Consider the following 12986-nt stretch of genomic DNA (forward strand, 5'->3'; position numbering starts at 1 on the left):
GTGTGGTTTTCGCCGCTAGTCGATCACTTTGGGGACCAGATACAGGCCGTTTTCCACTGCGGGTGCAATGGCCTGGAAGACTTCCCGCTGGTCACCCTCCGTTACAATGTCCGGCCGCAGGCGCTGCACTGCGTCCAGCGGATTTGCCATCGCTTCCACGCCCGCGGTATCCACGGCCTGCAATTGATCGACCATGGCCAGGATATCGGCGATGCGCTCGGTCACCTCGCCGATCTGGTGGTCGGCGATACGGATGCGGGCGAGTTCTGCCATTTTTTCAATTTCGTCCTGCTGGACGGCGGCATGTGTGGCCGGTGGCGCTGTCGGGGGTGTTGTCATGGGCTCCGATACCTGCGGGAAAGCAGCTACCACGGTAGCTGCGGGGGCGTAAACTTATCACATTTGCGCCTTGCTCAAAATCCCCGCGATTGATACATTAACGAATTGGTGGAAGTGCCTGAGAATAAAGACGTTGCAGCCCCCTGAACAAGGGTGGGTCCCGGTCCGGCAGGGCATCAGGCGGGGAGGGTACTTTCCGAACTCCCTGTGGGGTTCCCGGATCTATTTGCGAGCCCGACCTATTCACGAGTCCGATGTATTCACAAGGTAGTAAACTTTCATGCTGAAAAAACTGCGCGGGGTGTTCTCAAACGATCTGTCGATCGATTTGGGTACGGCTAACACGCTGATCTACGTGCGCGACAAGGGCATTGTGCTGAACGAGCCCTCGGTGGTGGCCATCCGCTTCCATAATGGCCAGAAAACGATTGAGGCGGTGGGCACTGAAGCCAAGCGTATGCTGGGCCGAACCCCCGGCAACATTACCGCCATCCGGCCATTGAAAGACGGTGTTATCGCCGACTTCCAGGTTACCGAGAAAATGCTGCAACACTTCATAGCGCGGGTGCATGAAAGCCGTTTTATCCGGCCCAGCCCCAGGGTGCTGGTGTGTGTGCCCTGCATGTCCACCCAGGTCGAACGCCGCGCTATACGCGAATCTGCGCTCAGCGCCGGTGCCCGGGAAGTGCGCCTGATTGAAGAGCCCATGGCCGCGGCCATTGGCGCAGGCCTGGATGTCGAGGAAGCATCGGGTTGCATGGTGGTTGATGTCGGTGGTGGCACCACTGAAATCGCCATTATCTCCCTTAACGGTGTGGTCTACCGCGACTCCCTCCGCATTGGCGGTGACCGCTTTGATGAAGCGATTGTCTCCCATGTTCGCCGCCGTTACGGCAGCCTGATTGGCGATGCCACCGCCGAGCGTATCAAGCAGGAGATCGGCTGTGCCTATGAGGGCAGTGAGCTTCGCGAGATCGATGTGCGCGGTCGCAATCTGGCGGAGGGCGTACCCAGAAGTTTCACCCTCAATAGCGATGAAATACTCGAGGCCCTGCAGGACCCGCTGTCGTCGATTGTACAGGCGGTAAAATCGGCCCTGGAGCAATCACCACCGGAGTTGGCGGCGGACATCGCTGAAAGCGGTATCGTGCTCACCGGGGGCGGTGCCCTGCTGCGCGACCTCGACCGGTTGATCGCCGAGGAAACGGGCCTGCCGGTAATTATCGCGGATGACCCCCTGACCTGTGTCGCCCGGGGCGGCGGCCGTGCCATGGAACAGATGGATCGTCATACGATAGATTTGCTCTCTACCGAGTAAAGCGGTCACCGCGGGCTGTGATCGCCGGGAGTTAATATCAAGCCGCTATTTTTGAAAGAGTCCCACCTGGGGCTGCGTATTCTCCTCGCCGTGCTGGCGGTGGTCGCCCTGATCACCGCCGATCTGCGTTTCAATAGCCTGGAAAAAACCCGGGCTGTTCTTGATACGGCCGCCACGCCGTTGGTCTGGATTGCTGACATACCTGCCAGGCTTGGTGCCTGGCAGAACAAGCATATCCATTCGCGAGCCCGGTTGCTGGAAGAGCGGGAGCGTCTGCAGCGTGAAAACCTGCTGCTCAAGGGTCGTTCCATGCAGATGTCATCCCTGCAGGCAGAGAACGTGCGCTTGCGGGGCCTGCTCAATTCCACCGCCATGTTGCGCAGCGATGTGCTGGTCGCCGAGCTTATCGGGGTGTCCCCGGATCCCGTGCGACACCAGCTGGTGCTCAACAAGGGTGCGCGGGACGGAGTGTATGTTGGCCAACCGCTGATTGATGCGGACGGCCTGATGGGCCAGGTTGTGGATGTCGGTGAGGTCACCTCAAGGGTGTTGTTGCTGACTGATTCCACCCACGCCATCCCGGTGCAGGTGAATCGCAACGGTGTGCGCGCCATTGCCGAGGGTACTGGGGCCCTGGACACGCTCGATGTGCTCCATGTCTCGACCACGACCGATATCAAACCGGGTGACCTGCTGGTGAGTTCCGGTCTGGGTGGCCGTTTCCCGGTAGGGTATCCGGTGGCAGAAGTGATGGCAGTCGAGCACGATCCCGGCCAGTCTTTTGCCACCATTCGCGCGCGCCCCAGTGCCGCAATCAATCGCAGTCGCCATGTTTTGCTGGTATTTGTTGACGCGGCAGGGGACTCGCCACCACTCCCCCGGGAGTCTTGACCGGTGTTCATGGGCTACGGCGTTATTCTTGGCAGTTTTCTGCTGGCCGCGGTACTGGCACTGATACCCATGCCGCAGTGGTTGTTGTGGGGCCGGCCGGAATGGGTGGCGCTGGTGCTGCTTTACTGGTCGATAGCGTTGCCGCACAAGATTGGTATTTTTGCCGCCCTGGTCATTGGTGTAATGATGGATGTGCTGGAGGGGGCGGTGCTTGGCCAGAATGCTTTCTCTCTGGCGGTACTGGCATTACTGTCGCTGTTACTTTACCAGCGACTACGGGTATTCAGTCTGTGGCAGCAGTCGGGAATGGTGTTTGTGATGATCGGTATGCACCAGCTGGCCAGCCAATGGGTGCAGACCCTTGAGGGTACCGGGGCACGCACGCCACTGTTCCTGCTGCCCGCGCTCACCAGTGCGCTCTTGTGGCCGGTGGTGTTGCAGGTATTACGCGGCGTCCGCCGGCATTACCGGGTGAGCTGAAATGACAACACTGGTGCTGGCTTCTGCCTCCCCCCGACGCCACGAATTGCTGGCAACCCTCGGTGTGCAGTTCCTGCTCGACACCGCCGACATTGACGAAACCGCCGTGCCTGGTGAAGTGCCTTTGACCTACGTGCAGCGAATGGCGCGGGAAAAAGCCGCAACCGTGGTGTCCCGGCGCGACGATGGTTTTGCGGTACTGGCGGCCGATACCACAGTGGTTATCGACGGCGATATTCTGGGCAAGCCGCGCGATCATTTTTCCGGGTTGGGCATGCTGGCGCGCCTGAGCGGGCGCACCCACGCGGTGATCACGGCGCTCTGCCTGCAACGCGGCGACGCAGTATGGGAGTGTGATGTCAGCACACGAGTCACCTTCCTGACCCTTTCCAGGGAAGTCTGTGAACGCTACCTCGCCACTTCGGAGCCGTGGGACAAGGCGGGTGGCTATGGAATCCAGGGGCTCGGTGGCGCCCTGGTCAGCAGTATAGAAGGCAGTTACAGCAATGTGGTCGGCTTGCCGCTGGCCGAAACCTGGCAATTGCTGGCGGCCCACGGGGTCGCGACCACCCTGGGCGGCCTGGATGAGTGAACAGATTCTGATCAATATGACAGGGTCGGAAACCCGTGTGGCGATAGTGGCGGACAACGCTCTCCGCGCCGTGGAGATTGAGCGTACCGGCTCTCCCAGCCTGGTCGGCAACATTTACCTCGGCAAGGTGGTGCGCGTACTGCCCGGCATGGCGGCGGCGTTTATCGATCTGGGCATCGATAGCACAGGTTTCCTGGCTGCGAGGGATGCCACTCCGGCCACCGGCGGTCGTCGCGACAGTGCGCCCGGCAACATCGACCAGCACTTATACCCGGGCCAGAAAATCATCGTACAGGTTACCAGGGATGCCATGGACGGCAAGGGACCGACCCTGACCATGGCCCTGACGCTGTCGTCGCATTATCTGTTGTTCAGGCCTGGGGGAAAGGGCGTGAACCTGTCCCGACGCATTAACGAAGACGAAGAACGGCAGCGCCTGCGGCAGCTGGTGGCGGAGGCGTTGGCAGCGATGGGTGCTGCCGGTGCCGGCGGTCTTATCGTACGTACGGCGGCCTCCGGCGCCCCTGACGAGGATATCCGGGCCGACCTGCACCGATTGTTGCAGTGGCGTGCCGACCTGGCTGCAAAAGCAGTGGGGCCCGCCCCAAAGTGCCTGTATACGGCCCCTCCGCTGGCCCTGCGGGCGGTGCGTGATTATGCGGGCCCTGCTACCGACTGTATCCGTATTGATGACCCGCAGGGCCTGGCGGCCGTGCGCGACTATTGCGTGGCCACTATGCCGGCGTTGCAGCCCCGATTGCAGTATTACGATGATGCTTGCCCGTTGTTTGAATGCTTCGGGATAGAGCGCGCGCTGCAGAGCGCATTGCAGCGGGAAGTGCCTCTACCTTCCGGTGGCTGCATCGCGATCGACCAGACCGAGGCGATGACGACGATTGATGTCAATACCGGCGCGCACACCGGCCAGCGTGACCCGGACGATACGTCCCTGCACACCAACACCGAAGCGGCGAGTGTGCTCGCGCACGAGCTGCGGTTGCGCAACCTGGGCGGTATCATCATTGTTGATTTCATCAATATGCAGAAACCCGGGCACCGGCGCCTGCTGCAACAGCGCCTGCGCGAGGCCATGGCTGCGGATCCCGCCGAGCACCGTATCACCGGGATGTCCGGACAGGGATTGGTCACCATTACGCGTACGCGCAATCGGGACAGTCTCGCGCATATTCTGTGTGAGGACTGCCCTGCGTGTGCCGGGCGGGGAAGGGTGAAAAGCGCGGAAACCGTGTCTCTGGAGATCATCCGGGCGCTGCTTGGGAAAGCACGCCGGCCCGGAAAGGAGGGTCTGGAGGTCCGTGCAGCCGCGGCAGTGGTGGACCGCCTGCAGGCGGAAGAGACGGCCAGCATAACGGAATTGTCGGAATTGCTGGGCAGGCCGATCACTTTCCGGGTGCAGCCCGGTTATCGCCAGGAACAATTTGACATCGTGGTGTTCTGAGACTGTAGCGACTGCGGCTGCCTTCCTGATAGCGCAGGACTGACTGACGGATAAAGACTTTTGGAGAGTGCGTTTTATAATCGGCTGAGCAATCTGCTCTGGGGCAGCATTGTTGCCCTGGTGGTGCTGATCGCCGTGTATGTCAGTGCCGGCAGGCTGCTGATGCCCCTGGTCGACGATAACCAGGACCGCATCCTCGCACAGCTCAACGCGCGCACGCCGTTTACCCTGTCTACCGCCGGGCTTACCGCACAGTGGCGCGGCTTCAGCCCGGAACTGGTATTTGCGGATCTGCGGCTTGAATTTGCGGATAATGAGGAACTGCTGTTGAAGCGGGGTAGCGTGACCGTGGATATCTGGCGCAGCCTGGTCAGTGGTTCCCTGCGTCTGCGCAGCCTGCGCCTGGAGGGCCTGGCCCTGGCGGGAGAAATGACCGCGGAAGGGCGTTTTTTGCTGCATGGTTTCGGTCGGCGGGGCGACGATACCCGGGTCTGGCTGGAGTCGCTGTTACTGGATATCGAGCAGGTGACACTGGCGGACAATACCCTTGAACTGATGCTGCCCACGGGTGTACGCGAGACGGTGGAGCTGGACCTTACCCTGCTTCGCGACGGTAGCCGGCGGCAATTGCGGGCGCAGCTCGAGTCGGCTTCCGGCACTCATCTCACGGTACTCGCCGACGGCCTCGGCAATCCCTTTGTGGCCGACGACTACAGCGGCGAAGTCTATGCCCGCGCGGCGCTGGCGGATCTTGCGCAACTGGCGAGCTGGCAACCACTTCTGGGCCCGAGCCTGCCCATTCAGGCCAGCGGCGCCGCCGAGATCGAAGCCTGGCTGAGCTGGTCAAAGGGTATTTCCGGACTGCAAACGCGACTGACCGGCGAAGAGCTGCGCCTGCAGGTTGAAGGCGGCAGCCTGGAACTGCCGGTGGAGGCTCTTGCGGTGGATGCCAGCCTGCAGCAGAGGGGCCAGCGCTGGACCCTGTTTACCGGCCAGCTGGCACTACAAAGCGGCGGCGTGGATCTGCAGCTCCCGCGCCTGTAGCTGGACCTGTGGGGTGATTCACTGCGACTGCGCAGTGCCCGTGTGCCGTTGGCCGATATCAATAAGCTGCTGCTGCACTCCGGGTCACTGTCCCCGGCCCTGACGGAGGCTATGGCAGAGCTTGCGCCGATCGGTTCACTGGCTACCGTGGAACTGCGGCTCGAGGATGTCAGGGCGCCGCTCCGCAGTTGGGAAGTGGAGGCCAATTTCGATGAGCTCGGCCTGTCCGCATGGCGCGGCGTGCCCGGTATTACGGGTGCGACTGGCTATTTGCAGTTGGCGGAGGGTGCGGGTGAAATAGTGCTCGACAGCCAGCAGCTGGCGCTGGATTTCCCGCTGATCTATCGCCGTCAGCTGGCTTACCAGGATATCTATGGCACGATCGATTTTGCCTGGGACACTGCCGGTCTGCGGCTGCACAGCGGGCTGCTTACCGCAGTCGGTGTCGAAGGTACGGCACACGCACTGTTGGGTCTGAATATTCCCTTTCAATCCACCGACACCGGTATTGAAATGGACCTGCTGGTGGGCCTGAGTGATTCGGATGTCAGTTACCGCAGCCGTTATCTGCCCTATCGCCTCAATCCCGGCCTATTGACCTGGCTGGAGACCGCTCTACAGGGAGGAACTGTCAATACCGGTGCTTTTCTCTGGCGGGGTAGCTTGCGGCGGGGGGCGACCACGCAGCGGACAGTACAACTGTTTTTTGATGTCAGCGACAGCGAGCTGCTTTATGACCCGCGCTGGCCGCCGGTCTCGGATCTGGATGGCACGGTTCTGGTCGATGATCTCAGCATTAGCGTCTGGGCAGACAGGGCCAGGTTGTACGAGGCGCAACTGGCGCGCCTGTCGGCGGAAGCGTGGCGGGACACAGCCGGCACCATGCGCCTTGCGGTTGCGGCGGGGCTGGCGGGCTCGGCCGGTGACGGGTTACGTGTGCTGCGCGAGTCTCCTCTCGGGCTGCCCTTAAAGGGTGCCCTGGCCAACTGGCAGGCGCAAGGTGAGCTGGAGGGTGAGTTCCAGCTGGAACTTGCGCTGGCGCGGGCTGCGCAGCCCCCGGCAGTTGCTTTTCGGGCTACCCTGGCGGATGCCGCGGTGTCCATCAATCCCGGCAACCTTGATCTCGAAGCCCTTAACGGAACGGTGAGTTACGATTCCGCCACCGGTTTTCACAGTGAAAATCTATCGGCCCGGCTATGGGGCCAGCCGTTGGCACTTGGCCTGCAACCCTTGCCCCGCACTGATACCGCGACACCTGGCGAGCTGGCCCCGGTGGCCGTTGAGTTCGCCACCACAGTGCGGGCGGCCGCGCTGGGCGACTGGCTGGGATGGTCGGTACCCCGGGAGATTGCCGACGGTGCCACGGATGTCTCCGGTAGTCTCGCCTTTGGCGCTGCCGGGGCGCCCCGTCTGCAGTTGCAGAGTGATCTCCAGGGCGTGCGTCTGGCGTTACCAGAAACCTGGGGAAAAACCGCGAATGAACGCTTGCCGCTGCGTGTGCAGGCCACGCTGGGTGAAACACCATTGCGGCTGGACATAGAGGCGGAGCGCCAGTGGCAACTGTCGCTTGATGTTGCCAGCGGCGGTGTGCAGGGAGCGGTACTTGCCCTGCAGCAAGGGCGGCCACACGCACCGGTACCCGGGCAGCTGCGAGTGAGCGGGCACGCGGCACTGATTGATGTTGCGCCATGGCAAGCGCTTCTGGCAGGCTTGCCCGCCACTACAAACGGCGTGCCTTTGCAGCTCTCGATAGAGGATCTGCAGATTGACAGCCTGCGAGTCTGGGGCCAGCACCTGACCGACGTCATTCTCAATCTCGAGCAGCGTCCAGAGCGTTGGCAGCTGGATCTTGAAACCGGCTGGCTGCAGGGGCAGGGCCATTTCGACCGGGAGTTTACCCGCGGCGAGCTGGCATTGTCTTTCCTCGACCTCAAGGGGCTTACCGGTGGCAGCGACAAGACACCGCAACTCGAACTGGACAAGCTTCTGGGCCTCCCCACGGTGGCAGTGAGTATCGATCAGCTCTACCGGGCCGGTGAGCCACTGGGGTCGCTGGATTTTGTGCTGGCTCCGGAGGCGGACTCGCTGCGGGCACAGAACATTACGGGTGAGTTGTTCGGTTTGCGGATGGCCCGGGATAAGCCCGCCTCATTGACCTGGAACCGCGAGGGGACTTTGCTGGAGGCCGACCTGGCCTTTGCTGACCTGGGTGATACCCTGGCAGCACTTGCCTACGAACGAATCGTTGAAACCCGATCCGGAGAGTTTCAGCTGGAGGTGCAATGGCCGGGCTCACCGGGACAGTTCAGTTTGGGCAGTAGCACCGGTTCGCTGCTGGTGGACGTGGCCGCGGGCCGGTTCCTGACCGCTTCTGCCGGTGCCTCGGGCACCCTGCGGGTAGTCAGTATTCTCAATCTTGCCGAGATCGTGCAGCGCCTCAGTCTTACCCAGCTGTTTGAATCCGGTATCCCCTTTACCAGCATGAATGGTGAAATGTATCTCCACGGCGGCGAGATCGAGGTGCCGCGAATGAATGTGGCGGGGGCCGCCACCGGGTTTCGTTTCACGGCTTTGTCGTCTGTGGCGGAACGCACGATCAATGGCGAGCTGGTAGCCACGTTGCCGGTGGCAAACAATCTGGCCTGGGTTGCCGCCCTCACTGCGGGCCTGCCGATTGCAGCCGGTGTATTTGTCGTGAGCAAGCTGTTTGAAAAGCAGGTAACGCAGCTATCCAGCGCGGTGTACCGTATTGGTGGCACCTGGGATGAGCCCAGTATTGAGTTCGACCGGATATTTGATTCCGGTGACGGTTATACGCCGACTTTGCCGGTAGAAGAGAGCCAGGCTCCGGCTCAGTCACCGTTATTGCCGCGCTCTCCGGTATCCATAATCTCCCCTGAGCCCGAGGCCGCGTCGTCCAGTTCGCGCAAATAGCGGAACAGCTTGCGCCGGGCAGCGGGTGGTTGCTCACGCTGTTGTTCCCGCCGGACCTGTAACAATAATTGCCGCAGCTGCTGGCGATCCGCCCGGGGCCAACGCGCAACGACATCCTCTATTGCCGGCAGGCCGCGCTCCAGCAGCTGGTCCCGCAAAACCTCGAGTTCCTGAAAGCGGCGGGCGCTATCGGTGTGTGCCTGGTTCAGCGAGGCCAGGGCAGCCTCTATGGGCTCCGGGTCCAGGTTGCGCATCAGCTTGCCAATGAACTGCAGGTGACGCTTGCGCGCACTGTTGGAGTTGATCCGGTGCATCTCCGCAATGGCCTCGGTCAGGCGCTCATCTTCAATGGGAATTTGCCGCAGTTCTTTGTCACTGAGCCGGCAAAGGCTTTCCCCCAGGGCCTGCAGGGCGGTCATCTGCCGCTTCAGTTCGCTTTTACTGGGGCCGTCGTCGGTATCAAGGTCATCGTGATGGGGGGTGTAATCAGGCATAGAACCAGGTCGCCAGGCCAAGGAAAGAAAGGAAACCTACCACGTCGGTAACCGTAGTCAGTACCACGCCCCCGGCCAGTGCAGGGTCGATGCGCATGCGCTTGAGCAGCAGGGGAAGTGCGGCGCCAGTGGCAGCGGCAGTAATCAGGTTGATAATGATCGCGGAGCCGATAATCAGCCCCAGGCTCCAGTCGTCGAACCACATCGACGCGGCGACGGCCACTACCGCGGCCCAGAGCAGACCGTTGAGGATGCCCACGGACACTTCACGGTGCAACAGCCAGGAGGAATTGTTCTTGCTGATCTGGCCCAGTGCCATGCCGCGGACCATTACAGTCAGGGTCTGGGTACCGGCAATGCCACCCATGGAGGCCACGATAGGCATCAGCACCGCCAGTGCAACCACTTTCTCAATGGTGTCCTGGAACACGTTGATCACTGAAGCGGCAACAAAGGCGGTGACCAGATTGATACCCAGCCACACGGCGCGGCGCGTGGCTGTATGAAACACCGGCGCAAAGGTGTCCATGTCCTCGGTCAGGCCTGCCATCGAAGTCAGCGAGTGGTCGGCATCTTCACGAATCACGTCGACCACATCGTCAATGGTGATCCGGCCCAGCAGGCGACCGTCGTCGTCCACCACCGGCGCCGACACCCAGTCATTGCGCTCGAACAAACGCGCGACCTCACTGTCAGGCATTTCCGCGGGTATCGGTGCGACATCGGTGATCATCATCTCGCGAACGGTCGCGGACGGGTCGGAGACCAGCAGGGTATTCAGCGGCAGCAGGCCGATGAACTGGTCATTACGGTTGACAACAAACAGGTTATCAGTCATCGCCGGAATGGCCGTATGGCGCCGCAGGTAGCGTAGTACCACATCCAGGGTCAGGGGTGCGCGGATGGTGATGGTGTCGGAGCTCATCAGGCCGCCGGCGGTATCATCCGGGTAGGTCATCACCTGTTCCAGGCGTGCCCGGTCCCGGTGATCCATTGCATTCAGAACTTCCTGGGTGATCGTGTCGGGAAGTTGTTGCAGGATATCGGCGAGATCATCGTCCTGCAGGTGTTCGGTGATCTGCGCGACTTCCGCCGCATCCATGTCACTGAGAAAATGCGCGCGTAATTCATCGCCCAGTTCATTGATGACGTCGCCTTCATTCTCGAGTTCCACCATTTGCCAGAGGATATGGCGAAACTTGGGCGGCGAGGATTCCAGCAGGTGAGCGACGTCAGCGGCCGGGAGGCCGTTGAGCATGCGTTTTACGTCCGCCAGGGTTCCCGAGTCCAGCGCCGTTGACAGGCGGTCGAGCCGGGCCTGGGATGTGTTGGAGCGTGACGCCATGGAATGCTTTCCGCCGGAGGCTATGGTGAGGAGATTAAACCCTGGTGCCGATTATCCCGGAAATCGGAGCGGGCAACAACGTGCTGATGGTGCCCGGGTATTGGCGGGCGGCTTATTCGTCTTCGTCGAAGCGGTCGGCAACCAGCGTCAGCAAAGCGGCCAGCGCCTCCTGCTCATCCTCTCCCTGGATATGAAGGTCCAGGGTGGTGCCCTGGCCGGCCGCCAGCATCATTACTGACATGATACTCTTGCCATCTACCAGTTTGCCGTCCCGGCCTGCCTTGATACTGCTGGAAAACCCGCTGGCGCAACCCACGAACTTGGCCGCTGCGCGTGCGTGCAGGCCGAGTTTGTTGATGATCGTTACTTGAGTCTCAATCACGGTATCGGTCGCTATTGCAGTTCGCGGTGGCGAATATGAACGTGCGGATAGTCCTGCCGGTAATGCCGGTACAGTCGGGCTGCGAGGTATACTGAACGATGCTGGCCTCCCGTACAACCGATGGCCACGGTCATGTAACTGCGGTTACTGGCGCGATAGTGGGGTAGCCACTGGTCAAGGTACTGGCAGATACTGCCGAACAGTTCGTCGGTGAGCGGCTGCGCCTCGAGGAATGCCTGTACATCCTGGTCCAGGCCATTTTGCAGGCGCAATTCCTTGACCCAGTGGGGATTGGGCAGCATTCGCACATCAAAGACCAGGTCCGCGTCCGTGGGTACGCCACGCTTGAAGCCAAAAGACTGGATCAGCAGGGACATACTGCCGGTCGTGTCGCCGACCAGGCGCTGGCGAATGGCATCACGCAATTCGTAAATGGTCATCTGGCTGGTGTCGAGCATCAGCGCCGCGGCAACCGCGATGGGCTCAAGCAGTTGCCGCTCGCGCTCAATAGCCTCGGCCAGGGGCATTTGCTCGCCACTGAGAGGGTGCTTGCGGCGGGTTTCACTGAAGCGTTTGATCAGTACCGGGTCCTGCGCATCCAAAAATACTATTTCACTGTTAACGGTTGCCGGCAGTGAATTCAGAATACTGCTGAAGTCCTCCAGGTTGCGCCAGGCATTGCGGGCATCTATACACACTGCCGCACCACGAAAGTGGCTGAATTCGGGGCCCGATGCCTCTTCCACCAGGGCCGGCAACAGCGCCACGGGAAGGTTGTCTATGCAGTAGTAACCTTCATCTTCCAGTTGATGCAGGGCCGTGCTTTTTCCAGATCCGGAGCGCCCGGAAATAATTACCAGTTGCACGTGGCTGCTCTCACACGGGCCATCCGGTGGCCAGGGCGTACAGGCTGGCAGCGTCTTCAGCTGCCCGCAGCTGTTCGCTGAATTCAGGCTGGCTGAAGAGGCCGGCGAGCTGCGCCAGAATATTAAGGTGTTCCTGATGAGCCGTCTCGGGTACCAGTAGAACGAAGAGAATGTCTACCGGGATATCGTCGGGCGCGTCAAATCGATGGGTTCCTGCAGCGTCGCGAGGCAGCCCATGGGTTCCGTGCAATGTGCAATCCGGCAGTGGGGAATGGCAATGCCACCACCCAGGCCGGTGCTGCCCAGGCGCTCGCGGGCAATCAGCTGGCTGAACACGTCGCTATCGGAAAGCGTGGGTTGATCTTTGCTGATCACACTGGCGAGGGTCTCAAACAGTCTTTTTTTGCTGCTCCCGGGCGCACGACAGATCGTGCGCCCGGGGGTGAGTAGTTGTGCTACAACGTGCATGGAGAGTTCCTAGTGGCCGCGGGCCCTTTCTTTGTGCTTGATCAACTGGCGGTCCAGCTTGTCCGTGAGGGCATCGATGGCGGCATACATGTCTTCGTTTTCAGCGGCGGCAAAGATGTCGGCGCCAGCTACATGAACGGTTGCTTCGGCTTTTTGTACCAGCTTTTCAACAACCAGTGTGACTTCGCTATTGGTGATATTGTCGAAATGTCGTTGCAGTCGTTCAAACTTGGTTTCTACATAATCGCGTAACGGGTCGCTGACTTCGACGTGATGACCGCTGACGTTCAGTTGCATAGTGTACTCCTTCTTCGACGGAAACCCAGACTCTGGGGCCTGAAACCGGCGGCAGCAACACCTGCCGCCTTGACTAT

Annotated in this window: 11 protein-coding genes and 2 pseudogenes; 6 read left to right on the forward strand and 7 right to left on the reverse strand. The window is 61.0% G+C overall.

Annotated elements, in window-relative coordinates:
- Window positions 1-15 precede the first annotated feature (15 nt).
- Window positions 16-339, reverse strand: coding sequence for an Asp-tRNA(Asn)/Glu-tRNA(Gln) amidotransferase subunit GatC (gene gatC / locus CWI75_RS05490; protein WP_101520497.1), 324 nt, complete (start codon window positions 337-339; stop codon window positions 16-18).
- Window positions 340-619: 280 nt separating this feature from the next.
- On the opposite strand from gatC, the gene CWI75_RS05495 reads away from it, so the two are divergent.
- From CWI75_RS05495 to CWI75_RS05525, 6 genes and pseudogenes are all read left to right on the forward strand, one after another.
- Window positions 620-1657, forward strand: coding sequence for a rod shape-determining protein (locus tag CWI75_RS05495; RefSeq protein ID WP_101520498.1), 1038 nt, complete (start codon window positions 620-622; stop codon window positions 1655-1657).
- A gap of 51 nt (window positions 1658-1708) precedes the next feature.
- A complete protein-coding gene (gene mreC, locus CWI75_RS05500; protein WP_101520499.1) occupies window positions 1709-2548 on the forward strand; it encodes a rod shape-determining protein MreC in 840 nt (279 codons plus the stop codon).
- Window positions 2549-2557: 9 nt separating this feature from the next.
- Window positions 2558-3028 carry a rod shape-determining protein MreD gene (mreD, locus tag CWI75_RS05505; protein WP_101520976.1) on the forward strand — a complete coding sequence of 157 codons (471 nt, stop codon included), beginning with the start codon at window positions 2558-2560 and terminating at the stop codon, window positions 3026-3028.
- 1 nt (window position 3029) lies between these two features.
- Window positions 3030-3620, forward strand: coding sequence for a Maf family protein (locus CWI75_RS05510; RefSeq protein WP_101520977.1), 591 nt, complete (start codon window positions 3030-3032; stop codon window positions 3618-3620).
- Window positions 3613-5079, forward strand: a complete 1467-nt coding sequence (locus tag CWI75_RS05515) for an Rne/Rng family ribonuclease (RefSeq protein ID WP_162300000.1) — start codon at window positions 3613-3615, stop codon at window positions 5077-5079. Before CWI75_RS05510 ends, CWI75_RS05515 begins: the two co-directional genes overlap by 8 nt.
- A 60-nt stretch (window positions 5080-5139) precedes the next feature.
- A pseudogene (locus CWI75_RS05525) lies at window positions 5140-9057 on the forward strand (YhdP family protein).
- On the opposite strand, the gene yjgA reads toward CWI75_RS05525, so the two are convergent.
- The 6 genes and pseudogenes from yjgA to hpf form a co-directional block, all read right to left on the reverse strand.
- On the reverse strand, window positions 8976-9551 hold the full coding sequence (gene yjgA, locus CWI75_RS05530; protein WP_101520503.1) for a ribosome biogenesis factor YjgA: 576 nt from the start codon (window positions 9549-9551) through the stop codon (window positions 8976-8978). The pseudogene CWI75_RS05525 and the gene yjgA sit on opposite strands and share 82 nt — an antisense overlap.
- Window positions 9544-10896, reverse strand: a complete 1353-nt coding sequence (gene mgtE, locus CWI75_RS05535; RefSeq protein WP_101520504.1) for a magnesium transporter — start codon at window positions 10894-10896, stop codon at window positions 9544-9546. The genes yjgA and mgtE overlap by 8 nt, the downstream gene beginning before the upstream one ends.
- A gap of 112 nt (window positions 10897-11008) precedes the next feature.
- On the reverse strand, window positions 11009-11278 hold the full coding sequence (locus CWI75_RS05540) for an HPr family phosphocarrier protein (RefSeq protein WP_101520505.1): 270 nt from the start codon (window positions 11276-11278) through the stop codon (window positions 11009-11011).
- 11 nt (window positions 11279-11289) lie between these two features.
- Window positions 11290-12144: an RNase adapter RapZ gene (gene rapZ / locus CWI75_RS05545; RefSeq protein ID WP_101520506.1), complete on the reverse strand. Its 855-nt coding sequence runs from the start codon at window positions 12142-12144 to the stop codon at window positions 11290-11292.
- Between the two features lie 10 nt (window positions 12145-12154).
- Window positions 12155-12612: pseudogene (locus CWI75_RS18900) on the reverse strand (PTS sugar transporter subunit IIA).
- A 9-nt stretch (window positions 12613-12621) separates the two neighbouring features.
- Window positions 12622-12909: a ribosome hibernation-promoting factor, HPF/YfiA family gene (gene hpf / locus CWI75_RS05555; protein WP_101520507.1), complete on the reverse strand. Its 288-nt coding sequence runs from the start codon at window positions 12907-12909 to the stop codon at window positions 12622-12624.
- Window positions 12910-12986 lie beyond the last annotated feature (77 nt).

The organism is Kineobactrum sediminis, from assembly GCF_002868715.1.
Classification (GTDB): Bacteria; Pseudomonadota; Gammaproteobacteria; order Pseudomonadales; family Halieaceae; genus Kineobactrum; species Kineobactrum sediminis.